The organism is Nocardia sp. NPDC052112 (assembly GCF_040680135.1).
GTDB lineage: Bacteria > Actinomycetota > Actinomycetes > Mycobacteriales > Mycobacteriaceae > Nocardia.
Window position 1 is genome coordinate 113,771 of sequence record NZ_JBFAWD010000004.1, and the last position, 16,481, is coordinate 130,251.

Below are 16,481 nucleotides of genomic sequence, written 5' to 3' on the forward strand. Positions count from 1 at the left end.
GTGTTCTAATTCGATGGCATCTGCCGTCAGCACGGAGAAGGTCCGATGAATACAACCGAAGCCAAGAAGGATTCCGCACCTGCACTGCCCGACCGGATCACCGAAGCGTTGATCGGCAGGCTGACCGCAATGGTCGCGGCTTCCGGTACCGCCGATCCGTATTCGATGGTCGAGGTGTACACCGGCGCCGTGGTCGGCGAACTGCCGCAGTCGACCCCTGAAGACGTCACGACCGCCTATGCGAGCGCCAGGGCGGCCCAGCAGGAGTGGGCCGCCTGGCCGCTGCGGCGTCGACTCGAGGTCTTCGAACGCGCGCACGACCTGATCCTCGCCGAATACGAAACCATCGCCGATCTGATCCAGATCGGCTGCGGTAAGACCCGCCGCATGGCCTTCGAGGAATCCTGCGATGTCCCGATGGTCATCAGCCACTACCTCAAGACCGCACGCCGAGTACTGAAGCCCAAACGACGCGGCGGCCCGGTGCCGCTCATCACCACCTCGACCGAGGAGCACCGCCCCAAAGGCGTTGTCGCGGTCATCGCACCGTGGAACTTCCCATTCGCCATCGCACTCTCGGATTCGATGCCCGCGCTGATGGCGGGCAATGGCGTCGTACTCAAGCCCGATAACAAGACCGCGCTGTGCGCGCTGTTCGGGGTGGAGCTGCTGTATCGGGCGGGGCTGCCGAAGGGGCTGTTCCAGGTCGTCTGCGGCGAAGGCCCCGAGGTGGGTCCGGCCTTGATCGACAATGCCGACTTCGTCATGTTCACCGGCTCGACCGCGACCGGGCGGGTGGTCGGCGCAGGCGCGGGCCGCAATCTGATCGGCTGCAGCCTCGAACTCGGCGGCAAGAACCCGATGATCGTATTGGACGACGCGAATCTCGACGAGGTGATTCCCGGTGCGGTATTCGCGGTCTTCGCGAATTCGGGCCAAGCCTGCATGCATATCGAGCGGATCTATGTGCAGGACAAGTTGTATGACGAGTTCGTGCGCCGATTGGCTACGGCGGCAGACGAATTGAATGGCGGAATCGGCGCCGCCTACGACTTCACACCGGAATTCGGCTCGCTGGTCTCGGTGCAGCATCTGGAGCGGGTCGCGGCGCATGTCGAGGACGCCCGTGCGAAGGGCGCGACGGTACTGACCGGCGGCAAGGCACGACCGGATATCGGCCCGGCCTTCTATGAACCCACCGTGCTCACCGATGTCACCCCCGACATGACGCACGCGACCGCGGAAACCTTCGGTCCGGTGGTGAGCGTCTACCGGTTCACCGACGAGCAGGAGGCCATTCGGCTCGCCAACGACACCACCTATGGCCTGAATGCCAGCGTCTGGAGCCGAGATCTGGCCCGCGCCAATCGAATCGGCGCCCGGCTGGAGGCCGGGAATATCAATATCAACGACGGCTTCGTGACCACCTACGCCGCCAAGGGCACGCCGTCCGGCGGTGTCAAACAATCCGGCGTCGGCACCAGGCACGGCGACCAGGGCCTGCTCAAATACACCGACACGGTGAATATCGGCGTGCAGAAGCGCCAGGTAATGGCCGCCCGCGCGGGCCTGCCCTACGAGAAGCAGCTGAAGACAACGCTGACGACCCTACGACTCATGCGCCGACTCAGGTTGCGCTGAACACTTTTCACCCCAGGAGGTAGCCATGGCAGCGCCCGCGTTCCCGGCCGGATTCGATTTCACCGATCCGGCGTTGTGGGAAAACCGCATGCCGGTCGAGGAATTCGCGACGCTGCGCCGTACCGCACCGGTGTGGTGGTGCGCGCAGCCGGATGCCACCTCGGGCGGATTCCGCGACGGCGGGTACTGGGCGGTCAGCAAACACGAGGATGTGAAGGAGATTTCGCGCAGCCCGGAGATCTACTCCTCCGCGCAGAAGGGCGCCATCATCCGGTTGCCCGACGATGTCACGCCGGAGCAGATCGAACTCACCGGTGCGATGCTGATCAATATGGATGCGCCGAAGCATGCCAAGACCCGCCGGATCGTCTCCAAGGGATTCACCCCGCGTGCGGTGGAGGGCCTGCGCGCCGCGCTCACCGAACGCGCGGCGCGCGTCGTGCACGAGGCCAAGCGCACCGGCGGCGGCGATTTCGTCCAGCAGGTCGCTTGCGAACTGCCGCTGCAGGCGATCGCGGAACTGCTCGGTGTGCCGAACGAGGACCGCCACAAGCTATTCGAATGGTCCAATCAGACACTGAACTACGACGATCCGGAATACGGCGACGCCACCGCCGCCTTCACCGAAATCCTCGGCTACGCCTGGAATATGGCCGAACAGCGGCGCGCCTGTCCGGTCGACGATATCGTCAGCCAATTGGTGCACGCCGATGTCGACGGCGAGGCACTCGGTTCGGACGAATTCGGATTCTTCGTCATCCTGCTCGCGATAGCGGGCAACGAGACCACTCGCAATGCCATCACCCACGGCATGAAGGCCTTCGTGGACCATCCGGAGCAGTGGCAGCTGTACCGGGAACAGCGGCCGCGCACCGCACCCGATGAGATCGTCCGCTGGGCGACCCCGGTGAATGCCTTCCAGCGCACCGCGGCCCAGGACACCGAGCTCGGTGGACAGCAGATCAAGCGGGGTCAGCGGCTGGGAATCTTCTACAGTTCGGCCAACTTCGACGAGGACGCGTTCGAAAATCCTTTCACCTTCGATATATTGCGCGATCCGAATCCGCACGTCGGGTTCGGCGGCACCGGCGCGCATTATTGCGTCGGGGCGAATCTGGCGCGACTGGAGATCGACCTGATGTTCAATGCGATCGCCGATGTGATGCCCGAGATCAGCCAGGTCGCCGATCCGGTACGGTTGCGATCGGGGTGGATCAACGGAATCAAGAACTGGCAGGTGCGATACGAATGAATATCCGCAACATTCCACTACGTACCCTCTCCGGCGACCCGGCAACACTGGGCGAACTGGTCGGAGATAAAGCGGTACTGCTGGTCAACGTGGCTTCCAAGTGTGGACTGACACCGCAGTACACCGGACTCGTCGAACTGCAGAAGACGTACGGCGACCGCGGCTTCAGCGTGGTCGGGGTGCCGTGTAACCAGTTCATGGGCCAGGAGCCGGGTACCGCCGAGGAAATCGCGGAATTCTGCTCGACCACCTATGGCGTCGACTTTCCGCTGCTGGCGAAGACCGACGTCAACGGCGACGACCGGCATCCGCTCTACCAGGCACTGGTGCAGACCGCGGATGCCGAGGGCGCGGCCGGTGATATCCAGTGGAACTTCGAGAAATTCCTGATCGATCGCGAAGGTGCGGTGGTCGGCCGGTTCCGGCCGCGCACCACACCCGATGATGCGGCCGTCGTATCCGCCGTCGAATCGGTTCTTTAGCACTAGGAGCCGGAGCTCGTACGAGCTCCGGCTTTCGCTTGCTCTTACGCCATCGCGAAGCGCAGCAGGGCCTGCTTATCGCCCTGCTTGATCTTGCCCTTGCGGTTGAGCACCTCGAGCTGCCAGCTCCCACCGTTGCGGAACGCCTTGGCCACCGCATTGGCGTTATCCGTGCCGAGCAGCGACGGCCAGATATCGGCCACCTGCTGGGCGCTGCCGCCGGTCGCGTCGTAGACCTTGAAACTGATGTTGTTGGCCTTCTCGAAAGAGCTGCCCTTCTTGAATGCCGCGGCCACGAAAATGATCGCGTCGATGGCCTCGGGCACATTCGCGAAGGTAACGTGCACCGATTCGTCGTCACCGGAGGCAGCGCCGGTCTGTTCGTCGCCGGTGTGCTGGACCGAACCGTTGCCGAGCGGGTCGAGGGAGTCGAGTCCGGCGAACCGCACCGGCTCGGAGCCCTGCATGAGGATGGCGATCAGATCCAGATCCACACCGCGTTTGCGGCGCAACAACCCGACCGCTCCGCCGCTGGTGCCCCCCGACGGGTCCCAGCTCACCCCGACCGTCAGTTTGGTGATGCCGTTGAGATCAGCGGCACCATCTTCCTTTTTGAGCGTGATCATGCCTTCACCCTACAAGCGAATTCGGAAGTCTATGGGGCGCAGAATCTTCCCGCTCACCTGCTTGTAACTGGGCGTTTGCCTAGACCTTTCGCCGCCTGCGGTACCGGACCGCGCACGGCTGTTGTAGCTGCACCACCATCTTGCTGTGGTCATTACGGTAGCTGTCGGATGGCTGTGCCATCTCGAATTCCCAATCCCGCAGCAGTATCGAGAAGATCGCCTTGAGCTGCATGAGCGCGAAGGCGGCCCCGACACAGCGATGCCTGCCCGCCCCGAACGGGATCCAGGTCCAGCGATTGACGATATCTGCCTGATTCGGATCGATGTAGCGGTTCGGGTCGAACAGATCCGGATTCGGGAAGTCCTCCGGAATCCGGTTGGAGATGGCCGGAGTCGCCGCGACCAGATCGCCCGACGCGATGCGATGTCCGCACACCTCGAATTCCCCCTGGGCCACTCGCATCAGAATGATCAGCGGTGGATGCAGCCGCAGTGTCTCCTTGACCACCGCCTCCAGATTCGGAATCCGGCGCAGCGCACCGAAACTGATGTCGGAACCGTCGGCGTAGAGCTCGTCTAGTTCATCCACGACCCGGCGCAATTCCACGGGATGCCTGAGCAATTCGATGACCGTCCAGGCCGCGGTGCCCGACGTGGTGTGATGGCCGGCGAACATCATCGAGATGAACATCCCGGTGATTTCGCTCGCGCTGAATCGCGGCCTGCCCTGCTCGTCTTTGATCGAGATCAGGATGTCGAGCATGTCCCGATCTTCCTTGTTCGCGGGCGGATTCACGGCGCGGCCGTCCATGATGCCCTGCACCAATTCGACCAGTTCCGCGCGGGCGGCGTCGCGGCGGCGGAAACTCTCGATCGGCGCGTACGGATCCACGTAGGCCAGCGCGTCGGTACCGCGCTCCAGATCGTGGTAGAGGTGCGCGAAGCGTTCGTCGAGTTCATCGCGGAATCGCTTGCCGATCAGGCAGGCCGAGGAGGTGTAGATGGTCAACTCGGCGAAGAAGTCGAGCAGGTCGATCTGGCCCTCATCGCCCCAATTCGCCAGCATGCGCTCGACCTCGCATCCGATGGTCGCCGCATGTCCGCGCATTTGTTCCGCGCGCAGCGCCTGGTTGTGCAGCATTTCCTTGCGCCGCTCCGGACTCGCGTCGAACACCACGCCCTCGCCGAAAATCGGCTTCATGAACGGATATGCGGCGGCCTGATCGAGATCCTCGTCGCCGGACCGGAAGAAGAACTCATTGGCCTCGGCACCGGACAGCAGGATCACCTGCCGCCCCGCCAGCTCGAATGCCCCGACATCCCCGCATTCCGCACGCACCCGCCGCATCAAGGCCAGCGGGTCGACGCGGAATTCATCGAGATGCCCGTGCTCGTGATCGCCTCCGGAAACCCGCAGCGGCTTGACCAGGGTCATGAAAATCCTCCTGGGATATCCGTCCACACAAGTGATGGACACTTGTCTGGACAGTACTACGACGAGCATGGGCAGGCAAGGTAACAGCCACTGTCGCAACAAACAGCTGCGGGCACGGTTATCGCGAACCGCGCACCGTCGGCGGGTGCGTGCCGCCGGTAATTGTCAGGTCCGCAAATTTGACCGACGCTCGGCCGGCCGAGCAGACGGTCTCCGTGCACAGCTTCTCACCGCAGCTGTGTGTGAACTCGACGGTCTGCGCGCCATCGCGGCACCAGCGATCACCCCACTGCTTCAACGCGAGAAGGACGGGGGCCAGGTCGCGGCCGGACTCGGTGCGCAGGTACTCCTCGCGCACGGGGCGGTCGCTGTACTGGCGTCTCCGCACGACGCCGGCATCGCACAGTCGACTCAGTCGGGTCGATAGCACGCTTCGCGGTGCGCCGAGTTGTGCGATCTATTGGCCCGAAACGAAACAGCGATCGGCTTTTTCGACGCGGCACTGGACCGCTACCCGGAACGGTTGAATCCGACCGCGCTGTGGATGAGCGCAACGGCGCGCTATCGCTGATTCGGCGCGGCCCGGTGAACATCCACTTACGTGGTATACCGGCCCCTGCACCCGGATGGCGTGGTCACCGCCAGCCGAAATGTCAGACCCCCTCGATACCATCGAATAGCACAGGAGGGGTTGGTAACCATGGGTATTCGAGGAATTCTCGATCGGCTGCTGCGGCGGCGCAGGGATCAGGGGGCCTGGTCTGCGGCCGGCGAAACCGGTGCGCGTCGCGCGACTGTGGTTCGTGACCTGCAGCGGATCCGTCGCGATAACGAGCGCAATCGGCCTCGGGAGCGCAACGTGTACACGGAGTTCGGCGGAGGGGGCTGCACCGGCGGCTGACGACACGGTGCACGGTCGGCGGGTTGGGGCATCCGCGACGCTCGCGCATGCCCCAACCCGTTGGAACTAGCCGACGGTCAGGACGGTGCCCGCGCCGACGGTCCGGCCGCCCTCGCGGATCGCGAAGCCGAGGTCCGGCTCCAGCGGGACGGGACGACCCAATTCGACTGTCAGGTCGATGGTTTCGCCGGGGCGGGCGACGGCCTGGTCGGCGGGCAGTGTCACGTTGCCGACGACGTCACCGGTGCGCACGTAGAACTGCGGGCGGTAGCCGGTGGCGATCGGTGTGCGCCGACCGCCCTCGGCCGTGCCGAGCAGGTATACGCGCGCGGTGAACCGGGAGTGCACCGCGATGCTGCCCGGCTCCGCCGCGACCTGCCCGCGCCGCACCTGACCGCGCTGCACGCCACGCAGCAGCAACGCGACATTGTCGCCCGCTTCCGCGAACTCCATAGTCCGGCCGAAGGTTTCCACTCCGGTGACAACGGAGGTCAGCTCCGCGCCGCCGTAGAGCTGCACCCGATCGCCGAGGCGAATCCGGCCACGTTCCACCGCACCGGTGATGACGGTGCCCCGACCGGTAATGGTCAGGACGTTCTCCACCGGCAGCAGGAACGGCGCGTCGGTGTAACGCACGGGCGTGGGCACATGGGTGTCCACGGCGTCGAGCAGGTCGAGCAATGCGGCCGTCCATCGCGAATCCCCTTCCAGCGCACGCAGACCCGAAACCCGCACGACCGGCAGCTCCGCACCCGGGTAGCCCTGGGCGCTGAGCAGCTCGCGCACCTCGAGTTCGATCAGATCGAGCAGTTCCGGATCACCGGCATCGGCCTTGTTGAGCGCGACCACGATGTGCTCCACCCCCACCTGACGCGCGAGCAGCACATGTTCGGCGGTCTGCGGCATGACACCGTCCTGCGCCGAGACCACCAGAATCGCCCCGTCGAGCTGGGACGCACCGGTGATCATGTTCTTCACGAAATCGGCGTGCCCCGGCATATCGATATGCGCGTAATGCCGAGTAGCGGTTTCGTATTCGACGTGCGCGATATTGATGGTGATCCCGCGCAACGCCTCCTCCGGCGCTCGATCGATCCGCTCGAACGGTACGAAGCTACCGCCACCGCGCTCGGCGAGCACCTTGGTGATGGCGGCGGTCAACGTGGTCTTGCCGTGATCGACATGACCCATGGTGCCGATATTGAGATGCGGCTTGGTCCGCACATATGTCTTCTTGGACATGACTTTCCCTGACCAGTAATGATTTCCGACGATCCGATTCGCCGTGGGACCTCTCTGCGACGGGCCACCTTCCCCGTCAGAGGTCCCGGGACATCCCGGGGAAGGTCAGCTTCGGGCGCCGTCGAAGTGCGCCGCAGCCACCGCTGCGGACGCTGCCAGGGCAGCCGCCATCGCGCCCGCGACCGCGGACTCCAGAGCGATGGTGTGGCCGAACATGCGTAGCACTGTACGGACCGAGCCGAACCGGGCGCGAGCCATTTTCGCGCCCGGTTCGGATATCAGTTCAGTGGGGCCGAGCGCCACCAGCGCAGGACCTTGTCCTGAGCGCCCGCCAAACCGTCTGCGTACATGAGGAATTGGGCGCGCTTGCTGTCGCCGGTGAACGCGGTGACGATCTTCGGCCCGTCGTTGACGAATTTGTAGTTGGTGTAGGTCTTTCCACCGTTGCTGTCGGTCGACTTGGTGGCGTCGGATGGCAGGTTGCTCAGTGCCTTCTGCACGTCGGAGGCGTTCTTGTAGACGTAGATCGTGTAGAACGGGTCGTCGTTGTCACCGCCGCCGTAGCAATCCCACTGTGCGGCCCAGGCGCCGAAGTCCGGCGTGCCAGGGGTGGGCAGGGTCAGGTCGCCGGTCTTGTGGGCATTGCATTTCGCGCCGTTGTAGCCGACCGAATCGGATTCGCTGGCGGGCACCATGCGCGGGAATTCCTTGCTGATGGCGGCCGCGGTCGCGTCCACCGTGCCGCTGCCACCATTGGACGAACTCGACGAAGTCGTCGTGCCGCCGCCGGAACTCGACGAACCGCCCCTCGATACCACGCCGATGATCGCGATCACGATCACCAAAAGGATCACCAGACCGACACACAGCGCGACGATCAGCCCGACATTCGATTTGCGCTGCGGCGGTCGCGGGGTGCTCATCGGCGGCCGGGGCGGGGTCGAGAATCCGAGCGGTTGCTGGTTGTAAGGATTGCTCGGATGCGGATGCTGTTGGGTCGGTGCGGTCTGCACCGGCTGCGGACGCGGGGTGCCCTGCCCGGCGGGATTGACCGTCGTCGACGCCAACGGCTGCGGCTGCATCGTGTGCGGTGCGCTGGTCTGCGGATACTGTCCGGCCGTCTGCGGATACTGTCCGGCCGTCTGCGGGTACTGTCCGGCGGTCTGCGGATACTGTCCGGCGGTCTGCGGATGCGGCGCACCGGTCACGGGCATCGGCTGCCCGGTGATCGGCCGTGGCGCACCTGTCACCGGAATCGCTGGTCCGGTACCCGGGTGCGGACCGCCCACCACCGGCATGGCCGGGGCACTCGGATTGGCGAATGCCTGCTTGGCCGCCTGCGCGAACTCCGAGCAGGAGGCGAACCGGTCATCGGGCCGCTTGGACATGGCCTTCGCCAAGACCGTGTCCAGCTGGTATGGCAGGCCGGGACGGACGCTGCTCAATGCCGGGGGCGTGCCCTGCAGATGTCCCTGGATCACCGCCGCCGGATTGGTCGCGGCGAACGGACCGGACCCGGTGAACAACCAGAACAGCGAGCACGCCAGCGAATACTGGTCCGCTCCGTGATCGAGCGAAGCGCCGGTGAGCTGTTCCGGCGAGGCATAGGCCAAGGTCGCGGTGAAGGTGCCGGTTTGGGTGAGGTGGCCGGTATCGTCGCGCAGCCGCGCGATACCGAAGTCGGTCAGGTAGACCCGCTCACCGCGCCCGCCGCTGGAGCGGGCCAGCAAGATATTGGCGGGCTTCACATCCCGGTGCAGGACGCCCATGCCGTGCGCGTAGTCGAGCGCGTCGGCGGTCTCCTTGATGATCTGGACCGCCCGCTCCGGCGGCAGCGACTTGGGATCGACCGACGCGGCATCGATGCCATCGATGTACTGCATCGAGATCCACAGCTGCTCGTCCTCGAGGCCGCGGTCGTAGACGGTGACGATATTCGGGTGATCGAGCTGGGCGACCAGATCCGCCTCCCGCTCGAACCGCGCCCGCACCTCCTTGTCGAAGAACATCTCCCGATTCAGCAGCTTCAGCGCCGTCATCCGTGGCAGGCGCGGATGTTTCGCCAGGTACACCGAACCCATGCCACCGCGACCCAGTTGCCGATCGATGACATAACCGGCGAATACGTCACCGCTGGCCAGCATGTCTGCTCCACTTCCCGCCGCGCACCGGGACCCACCGATGCACAGGCGTACAGCATAAGAATGCGCGATCAGGACCTCCTGACCACGGAAAACATCGAAACCTTAGCAGGATTCGCTTAAGCCTTGGTTATCGTCGACTTATACGCATCGCAGGCGACATTCGACTGTTTCCGGCTACGGCGGCGGGCGCGGCGCGGGTCCGGGCGGTGTTCTGCCGGGGCGACGTGGGATATCCGGCAGGGCGATAGTGCCGGGTCGCGGTGACCGGCGTGGCGGCAGCGGCAGGCGCGGCTGGGATGTTCTCGGCGGCTCGGGGACGCCGCGGTTGGTCGGCTGGGTCGGACGTGCGGTGCCCCCGCTGCCGATCGGCTCGGAAGTATTGGTGGACACCGGGTTTCGGGGCGCAACCGCGGCGCGAGGCGATTCCGTCGGCGGTCGGTTGGGTCCCGGCTGACCGCAATGCGGCTGCGACGCCGAAGACAGCAGCGCCCGACGGGCGGCCAGCGCGAATTCGGTGCAGCTGGCAAAGCGGTCCGCGGGCCGTTTGGCCATCGCGCGTGCCAGCACCGCATCCAAACCCGGTGGGACATCCGGCCGATACCGACACAGCTGCGGTATCGCGCCGTACAGGTGACCGTTGATGACCGCCATCGGATTGGGCCCGTGGAAGGGTGCGGCACCGGTCAGCATCCAGAACAGCGAGCAGGCCAGTGAATACTGGTCGGCCAGGTAGTCCGGCGACCCGGTCAGTTGTTCCGGTGCGGCGTAGGCCAGCGTGGCGGTGATGGTTCCGGCCGAACTCGGTGTGGATTCGCCGTCGCGCATGCCCGCGATGCCGAAATCGGTGAGCAGCACCCGTTCCGGCTGTCCGATCGGCGCCTTGGCCAGCAGGATATTGGCCGGTTTCACATCGCGGTGCAGCACGCCGTTGCCGTGCGCGAAATCCAGGGCGGCCGCCGTATCGGCGATGATCTGCACCGCGCGGCCCGGCGCGAGCACGTTGACATCCGCGCAGGACGCATCCGCGCCCGGCACGAATTGCATCGAAATCCACAGCTGCTGATCCTCGGCGCCGCGGTCGTAGACGGTGACGATATTCGGATGGTCGAGCTGGGCGACCAGATCCGCCTCCCGCTCGAAGCGGCGCCGGATCTCGGCATCGGTATACAGTTCGCGCTTCAACAGTTTCAGCGCGGTCAGGCGCGGCAGGCGCGGATGCTGGGCCAGGTACACAGTGCCCATACCGCCTTGGCCGAGCACACGTTTGATCGTGTATCCAGCGAAAACATCGCCAGTTCGCAGCACAGTGGATTCACCCCCCGTATCGGGTCGAGCACCTGGATCCTACCGATGTATCTGTTGGCACGGCCCGGACGCAACACGTTCGTTGCGGTGCCGCAGACGTTGTCGGTGGCACTCGTTAGGCTCGGCCCCATGCGCATTGGAGCACACGTCCGGCTCGACAGCGATCCGATCGGCTTCGGTGAAAAACTCGGCGCCGATGTCATCCAACTGTTCGTCGTCGACCCGCAGAGTTGGGATAAACCGACCCCGCATCCGCGGACCGAGGAGATCCTCGCCAGTCCGATCGATGTGGTGGTGCACTCGTCCTATCAGATCAATGTGGCCAGTCTGAACAACCGCCTGCGCATGCCGTCGCGCAATGCGGTGGCCCAACAGGCGAAGGCCGCCGCAGATATCGGCGCGTTCGGTCTGGTGGTGCACGGCGGACATGTCCGCTCCGACAGCGAACTGGAAACCGGAATCGATAACTGGCGCAAACTGTTCGAGCGCCAGCAGGACAAGGGCGGCTTCGCGGTGCCGATCCTGATCGAGAACACCGCGGGCGGTAACCACGCCATGGCCCGGCATTTCGATTCGATCGCCCGACTCTGGGATGCGGTCGGCGATTTCGGCGCGGGCTTCTGCCTGGACACCTGTCACGCCTGGGCGGGCGGTGAGGATCTGGTCGGCGTCGTCGAGCGGATCAAGGCCATTACCGGCCGCATCGACCTGGTGCACCTGAACTCCTCCCGCGACGAGTTCAATTCGGGCGCGGACCGCCATGCCAACTTCGCCGACGGAACGATCGATCCGGAGTTGCTCGCGCAAGTGTGCCGGACCGCGGATGCTCCGGTGGTTCTGGAGACGCCCGCCGAGGGGGTCGCCGAGGATCTGGCGTATCTGCGCGAGCACGTCGGCTGATCCCGGGCCCGTCCGCTCCGCCTCGCCGTCGTCAGCGATGCGAACGGCTCGGGGCGACTCGTCCTGCCCCGAATAGATTGCGGCGGGTCGAGCGGAATAGACATGGGGGTTGCAGGGACGCGCGCACAGAGCCGACATCGAAAGGCGCCCTTCGATTCGCGCCGATGGGTCCGAGCGTTGCGATCACTGCGACGAAAACCCTGGTCGGGGCGGCTATTCGGGTGATGTGCTCGATAGCGCATCAACCGATTTCAACCAGCGAAGGTGATCCCATGACGGTCGACTACGCCCAGACAACCGCCACCGTGACCAGAATCGGCGCTCGCATCGGCGCCCAGGTCGACAATGTCCGGCTCGGCGGCGATGTGGACGCGGCAACCGTCGCGGTGATCCGGCGCGCCTTGCTCGAGCACAAGGTCATCTTCTTCCGCGGCCAGGACCATTTGACCGAGGACGGGCAGCACGAGTTCGCGCAACTGCTCGGCACCCCGACCACCCCGCATCCGACGGTCACCTCGCACGGTGTCAAGAGCCTGGCCATCGACTCGGAGTACGGCCGGGCCAATAGCTGGCACACCGACGTCACCTTCGTCGACCGGATTCCGAAGGCCTCCATCCTGCGCGCGGTTACGCTGCCGAGCTACGGCGGCTCGACCACCTGGGCCTCCACCGTCGCTGCCTACGATTCACTGCCGGAGCCGCTCAAGCGCCTGGCCGAGAATCTGCGGGCCGTGCACACCAATCTGTACGACTACGCCGCCACCGACGTCGACCGGAGCAATCCGAATACCGACGCCTATCGAGCCGAGTTCCAGTCCGACTACTACGAGACCGAGCATCCGGTGGTGCGGGTGCACCCGGAGACCGGTGAGCGCGCGCTGCTGGTCGGACACTTCGTCAAGCGCTTCGTCGGGGTCTCCACCAGCGAATCCCAGGCCCTGTTCCGCCTGTTCCAGGACCGGGTGACCCGGCTGGAGAACACCACCCGCTGGAACTGGCAGCCCGGTGACGTCGCCATTTGGGATAACCGCGCCACCCAGCACTACGCCGTCGACGACTACGACGACCAGCCCCGCAAGCTGACCCGGATCACCCTTGCCGGCGATATCCCGGTCGGTGTCGACGGCCTCGCGAGCACCTCGCTCCACGGCAATGCCGAGCACTACTCGATCATCGAGGAGGTTTCCCCGCTGGAGTCGTGACGGCGATCACACGGCTGCCGCAGTAGCTCCGATTGTGCTGCGGCAGTTGAGGGGCCGTGCGGTCGCTTTACCGGACTTGGTGCTGGTATGAGGTCGGGCCGTTGCCGGGCGGCACGATAGTACAGACTGATGCCATGAGTATCAGCCCGCTGGACGGGGTTCGCGTCCTGGAACTCGGCAACTACATCGCCGCGCCGACCGCTGGTCGCATCCTCGGCGATTTCGGTGCCGAGGTGATCAAAGTAGAGCGGCCGAAGGCCGGGGACGAGCTACGCAACTGGCGGCTCTACGGCGGCGATACCTCGATGCTGTACCGCACCATCAACCGGAACAAGAAGTCGATCACGCTGGATCTGCGCACCGAGGCGGGCCGGGGCATCGTCCTGGATTTGCTCCGGCACTGTGATGTGCTGCTGGAGAATTTCCGGCCGGGCATGCTCGAAAAGTGGGACCTGGGTCCGGAAGTGCTGAACGAGGTCAATCCGGATCTGGTGATCACTCGGATCTCCGCTTATGGGCAGACCGGGCCGCTGGCCGCGCGGCCCGGTTTCGCGGCGGTCGCCGAGGCGGTCGGCGGGCTGCGCGAACTAGTCGGAGATCCGGATCGGCCGCCGGTGCGGGTCGGTGTGTCCATCGGTGATTCGATCGCGGGGATCTATGCGGCGTTCGGCACGGTGATGGCGTTGTTCCAGCGCGAACGCACCGGCACGTCGATTCCGCTCGGCGAACGCGTCATCGATGTGGCGCTGAACGAGGCGATTCTGTCGGTGATGGAATCGCTGGTGCCCGACTATCTCGCGTACGGCATCAGTCGCGAGCGGGTCGGCGGGCGGATGGAGGGCATCGCGCCGAGCAATGCCTACCCGACCAGCGACGGTGCGAGCATCATTATCGGCGGCAACGGTGACGCCATCTTCCAGCGCTATATGGAGGTGATCGGCCGTCCCGATCTGGCCGTCGATCCGGAACTGCAGGACAATGCCGGGCGCTGGCGCAATCGCGAACGGCTCGACACGTCGATCGCCGAATGGACCGTGCGGCACACCCGCGACGAGGCGCTGAAGCTCTTGGAGGCGGCCGCCATCCCGTGCGGCCCCATATACACCGCCGCCGATATCGTCGCCGACGAGCAGTACCAGGCGCGCAATATGATTCAGCCGTTCCCGGTGGATGTCGGTGCGCCGCAACCGAAGACGGTCGGCTTTCCGGGCATCGTGCCGGTGATCGGCGAAAAATCCCTTCCGATCCGCAATGTCGGCCCGGACCTGGGTGAACACACGCACGAGGTGCTGTCGGAACTGCTCGGCATGAGCGATGCCGATATCGCCGGATTGGAGGCGTGATGCGCGCCGGTATCGATGGAGTGGAGGCGGTATGACGCGACGGGTATACGGCAGGCGTCGACCGCCGGGGCGCGGTGCGCGCGAATTGAGTGGGCCCGGACATGCGCGGCCAACGGTGCATCCGACTCCGGCCACCAATGAAAAACCCTGCGGTGGTGTGATGTGCGTACCGCCGCACGTGCGTCAGGCGCCGCCGGTCCGGGAGGCGCGGGAGGAGGAGTAATGCTGCGCGATGTGACACTGCGCGACGGGTTGCAGTTGACCGGAAAGGTACTGCCGGTGGAGCGCAAGGTGGATATCGTGCGCCAGCTGCTCGCCGTTGGCGTGCCCGCGCTGGAGATCGGCTCGATGGCCCGTCCCGATCTGGTGCCGCCGATGGCCAACACCATGGAGCTCGTTGCCGCGCTACGCCCCGAAGAGCTGCGGCACTGCTGGGTCTGGGTGGCCACGCCGCGCCATGTGGAGAAGGCCGCCGCCGCGGGTGTGCGCAACTTCCAGTACTGCTTCTCCGCGTCGGATGCACACAATAAGGCCAATATCGGCCGCGGCACGGAGGACAGTGTCGCCGCAATGCCGGACGCCGTGCGATTGGCGCGGGCGGCGGGCGGCGAAATCCAACTCTGCCTCGCCACCAGCTTCACCTGTCCGTTCGACGGTCCCGTCGATCCGGAGCGGGTGCTGGCCATTGCCAATGATCCGCGTACCGCGGGCGCTTCCGACATCGTCATCGCCGATACCCTCGGCCAGGCCCATCCGACCCAGGTATCGGAGCTGATCTCGGCCGTGCGCGACCGAACCCCGCACCGCCGCATCGTCTTCCACGGTCACGACACCTGGGGCATGGGCGTCGCCAACACGCTCGCCGCCCTTCAGGCCGGAGCCACCATGGTCGACGGCTCCCTCGGCGGCCTCGGCGGCTGCCCCTTCGCCCCTGGCGCGAGCGGCAACACCTCCACCGAGGACATCCTCTTCGCCACCCGCCCCACCTGGTTCACCCCATCGGTCCTGGCCACCCTGGTGACCCTCACCGAATCCCTGCTCACCGAACTCGACGAACCCAACCGCTCCCGCACCGCCGAAGGCGCCCGCTCCAAAGCCTCCGCCTTCGAATGGGTCACCCCCATCACCGCACGCGCCCGCCCGTTCACGGATTGATTGTGGCCGAGGTGAATTGGTAGTGCACGAAATCACGGACCGGTTCGAAACCGATGGTGCGGTAGATGCGGTTCGCGGTGGAGTTGGCGATATCGGCGAAGAGGCAGACGTTCAGGTTTTGCCAGCGCAGGGTGCGGGCTACGTGCGCGGTGAGGATGCTGGCGTAGCCGTTGCCGCGGTGGCCGGGAGGGGTGTACACGGGACCGATCCGGGACCAGCCGAAGACCGGGACCTGGTGTGCGGCAAGGGAGACGGGCACGCCGTCGCGTTCCCAGAGCCACCACCGACCGGTCGCGATCCGGTTCCGGATGGCAATGGCGGTCAGGCTCGGCGGCGGCATACCGGATTCGAGGCGCATGGCTTCGGCCCAGTCGACGCACAGCCCGACGTCGGATTCGGTGGCGCGGCGGGCTGATCCGGCGGCATTCGGAAAGTTCAGCTCCGCGAGCCGATAGAGGCGGGTCGAGTACGCCTCCAGATAGCCGACACCATGGCGTTTGCCCCAGTGCTCGGCGAATTCGGTGGCATCGTGGGTCGCGCCCTCGACTCCGCCCGCGTCCGGAGCTACCTCGGCGATGGCATCGGCTACGGGCACAACACTCCCCGCGGGCAGCTCACCGAGATACACCCCGCGTCCGGCCGCGCGCATAGCGGCACCGATCACGGTCGCATCGTCGTCGTGGACGGACAGGAATCGCGAGCGGTCGGCATCGACCTGCATGCCGGCGAGATGGTTGGCGATGCCGGTGGTGATCACCGTGTGCCGCAATGGATCACGCAGCAGAAACGGCTCGGTCAGCGACCGGAACCGCGCGGCATCGGCGGTGATCTCGATCCTCATACCCAACTACGC

15 protein-coding genes are annotated in these 16,481 nt (G+C 65.5%); 8 read left to right on the forward strand and 7 right to left on the reverse strand.

Going from position 1 to position 16,481, the window contains the following annotated elements; all coding sequences use genetic code 11:
* Window positions 1–45: 45 nt before the first annotated feature.
* The 3 genes from AB0L58_RS08930 to AB0L58_RS08940 are packed head-to-tail and all read left to right on the forward strand — an operon-like array spanning window position 46 to window position 3,375.
* The gene (locus AB0L58_RS08930) at window positions 46–1,641 is read left to right on the forward strand and encodes a succinic semialdehyde dehydrogenase (RefSeq protein WP_364383496.1); all 1,596 of its coding nucleotides are present in this window, start codon (window positions 46–48) and stop codon (window positions 1,639–1,641) included.
* Window positions 1,642–1,666: 25 nt separating this feature from the next.
* Complete coding sequence (locus AB0L58_RS08935) at window positions 1,667–2,893, forward strand: cytochrome P450 (RefSeq protein ID WP_364383499.1); 1,227 nt, start codon at window positions 1,667–1,669, stop codon at window positions 2,891–2,893.
* Complete coding sequence (locus AB0L58_RS08940; protein ID WP_364383502.1) at window positions 2,890–3,375, forward strand: glutathione peroxidase; 486 nt, start codon at window positions 2,890–2,892, stop codon at window positions 3,373–3,375. The genes AB0L58_RS08935 and AB0L58_RS08940 overlap by 4 nt, the downstream gene beginning before the upstream one ends.
* Before the next feature lie 44 nt (window positions 3,376–3,419).
* Here the strand turns inward: AB0L58_RS08940 and AB0L58_RS08945 are convergent, their stop codons facing one another.
* From AB0L58_RS08945 to AB0L58_RS08955, 3 genes are all read right to left on the reverse strand, one after another.
* Window positions 3,420–4,001, reverse strand: a complete 582-nt coding sequence (locus AB0L58_RS08945) for a TerD family protein (RefSeq protein ID WP_040694994.1) — start codon at window positions 3,999–4,001, stop codon at window positions 3,420–3,422.
* Between the two features lie 79 nt (window positions 4,002–4,080).
* Complete coding sequence (locus tag AB0L58_RS08950) at window positions 4,081–5,436, reverse strand: cytochrome P450 (protein ID WP_364383507.1); 1,356 nt, start codon at window positions 5,434–5,436, stop codon at window positions 4,081–4,083.
* Window positions 5,437–5,554: 118 nt separating this feature from the next.
* Window positions 5,555–5,866, reverse strand: a complete 312-nt coding sequence (locus AB0L58_RS08955) for a helix-turn-helix domain-containing protein (protein WP_364383509.1) — start codon at window positions 5,864–5,866, stop codon at window positions 5,555–5,557.
* An 18-nt stretch (window positions 5,867–5,884) separates the two neighbouring features.
* Between AB0L58_RS08955 and AB0L58_RS08960 the strand changes: the two genes are divergently transcribed.
* Window positions 5,885–6,007 (forward strand): hypothetical protein, encoded by a 123-nt coding sequence (locus AB0L58_RS08960; RefSeq protein WP_364383512.1) that lies wholly within the window; start codon window positions 5,885–5,887, stop codon window positions 6,005–6,007.
* 396 nt (window positions 6,008–6,403) lie between these two features.
* On the opposite strand, the gene tuf is transcribed toward AB0L58_RS08960, so the two are convergent.
* The 3 genes from tuf to AB0L58_RS08975 form a co-directional block, all read right to left on the reverse strand.
* Window positions 6,404–7,579, reverse strand: coding sequence for an elongation factor Tu (tuf, locus tag AB0L58_RS08965; RefSeq protein WP_364383514.1), 1,176 nt, complete (start codon window positions 7,577–7,579; stop codon window positions 6,404–6,406).
* 278 nt (window positions 7,580–7,857) lie between these two features.
* Complete coding sequence (locus AB0L58_RS08970; RefSeq protein WP_364383517.1) at window positions 7,858–9,723, reverse strand: protein kinase; 1,866 nt, start codon at window positions 9,721–9,723, stop codon at window positions 7,858–7,860.
* Window positions 9,724–9,897: 174 nt separating this feature from the next.
* A complete protein-coding gene (locus AB0L58_RS08975; protein ID WP_364383520.1) occupies window positions 9,898–11,028 on the reverse strand; it encodes a serine/threonine-protein kinase in 1,131 nt (376 codons plus the stop codon).
* A 129-nt stretch (window positions 11,029–11,157) separates the two neighbouring features.
* Between AB0L58_RS08975 and AB0L58_RS08980 the strand changes: the two genes are divergently transcribed.
* From AB0L58_RS08980 to AB0L58_RS08995, 4 genes are all read left to right on the forward strand, one after another.
* The gene (locus AB0L58_RS08980; RefSeq protein WP_364383523.1) at window positions 11,158–11,928 is read left to right on the forward strand and encodes a deoxyribonuclease IV; all 771 of its coding nucleotides are present in this window, start codon (window positions 11,158–11,160) and stop codon (window positions 11,926–11,928) included.
* Between the two features lie 272 nt (window positions 11,929–12,200).
* Window positions 12,201–13,130, forward strand: coding sequence for a TauD/TfdA family dioxygenase (locus AB0L58_RS08985; RefSeq protein WP_364383526.1), 930 nt, complete (start codon window positions 12,201–12,203; stop codon window positions 13,128–13,130).
* A 134-nt stretch (window positions 13,131–13,264) separates the two neighbouring features.
* Window positions 13,265–14,473, forward strand: coding sequence for a CaiB/BaiF CoA-transferase family protein (locus tag AB0L58_RS08990; RefSeq protein WP_364383529.1), 1,209 nt, complete (start codon window positions 13,265–13,267; stop codon window positions 14,471–14,473).
* Between the two features lie 222 nt (window positions 14,474–14,695).
* Window positions 14,696–15,628 carry a hydroxymethylglutaryl-CoA lyase gene (locus tag AB0L58_RS08995; protein ID WP_364383532.1) on the forward strand — a complete coding sequence of 311 codons (933 nt, stop codon included), beginning with the start codon at window positions 14,696–14,698 and terminating at the stop codon, window positions 15,626–15,628.
* On the opposite strand, the gene AB0L58_RS09000 is transcribed toward AB0L58_RS08995, so the two are convergent.
* A complete protein-coding gene (locus AB0L58_RS09000) occupies window positions 15,618–16,469 on the reverse strand; it encodes a GNAT family N-acetyltransferase (RefSeq protein ID WP_364383535.1) in 852 nt (283 codons plus the stop codon). The two genes, AB0L58_RS08995 and AB0L58_RS09000, sit on opposite strands and share 11 nt — an antisense overlap.
* Between the last annotated feature and the right edge of the window lie 12 nt (window positions 16,470–16,481).

What these genes read in the sequence shown, in the direction of transcription:
- AB0L58_RS08930 (WP_364383496.1), top strand. Translation starts at nt 46, where the DNA reads ATGAATACAACCGAAGCCAAGAAGGATTCCGCACCTGCACTGCCCGAC.
- AB0L58_RS08935 (WP_364383499.1), top strand. Translation starts at nt 1,667, where the DNA reads ATGGCAGCGCCCGCGTTCCCGGCCGGATTCGATTTCACCGATCCGGCG.
- AB0L58_RS08940 (WP_364383502.1), top strand. Translation starts at nt 2,890, where the DNA reads ATGAATATCCGCAACATTCCACTACGTACCCTCTCCGGCGACCCGGCA.
- AB0L58_RS08945 (WP_040694994.1), bottom strand. Translation starts at nt 4,001, where the DNA reads ATGATCACGCTCAAAAAGGAAGATGGTGCCGCTGATCTCAACGGCATC.
- AB0L58_RS08950 (WP_364383507.1), bottom strand. Translation starts at nt 5,436, where the DNA reads ATGACCCTGGTCAAGCCGCTGCGGGTTTCCGGAGGCGATCACGAGCAC.
- tuf (WP_364383514.1), bottom strand. Translation starts at nt 7,579, where the DNA reads ATGTCCAAGAAGACATATGTGCGGACCAAGCCGCATCTCAATATCGGC.
- AB0L58_RS08970 (WP_364383517.1), bottom strand. Translation starts at nt 9,723, where the DNA reads ATGCTGGCCAGCGGTGACGTATTCGCCGGTTATGTCATCGATCGGCAA.
- AB0L58_RS08980 (WP_364383523.1), top strand. Translation starts at nt 11,158, where the DNA reads ATGCGCATTGGAGCACACGTCCGGCTCGACAGCGATCCGATCGGCTTC.
- AB0L58_RS08985 (WP_364383526.1), top strand. Translation starts at nt 12,201, where the DNA reads ATGACGGTCGACTACGCCCAGACAACCGCCACCGTGACCAGAATCGGC.
- AB0L58_RS08990 (WP_364383529.1), top strand. Translation starts at nt 13,265, where the DNA reads ATGAGTATCAGCCCGCTGGACGGGGTTCGCGTCCTGGAACTCGGCAAC.
- AB0L58_RS08995 (WP_364383532.1), top strand. Translation starts at nt 14,696, where the DNA reads ATGCTGCGCGATGTGACACTGCGCGACGGGTTGCAGTTGACCGGAAAG.
- AB0L58_RS09000 (WP_364383535.1), bottom strand. Translation starts at nt 16,469, where the DNA reads ATGAGGATCGAGATCACCGCCGATGCCGCGCGGTTCCGGTCGCTGACC.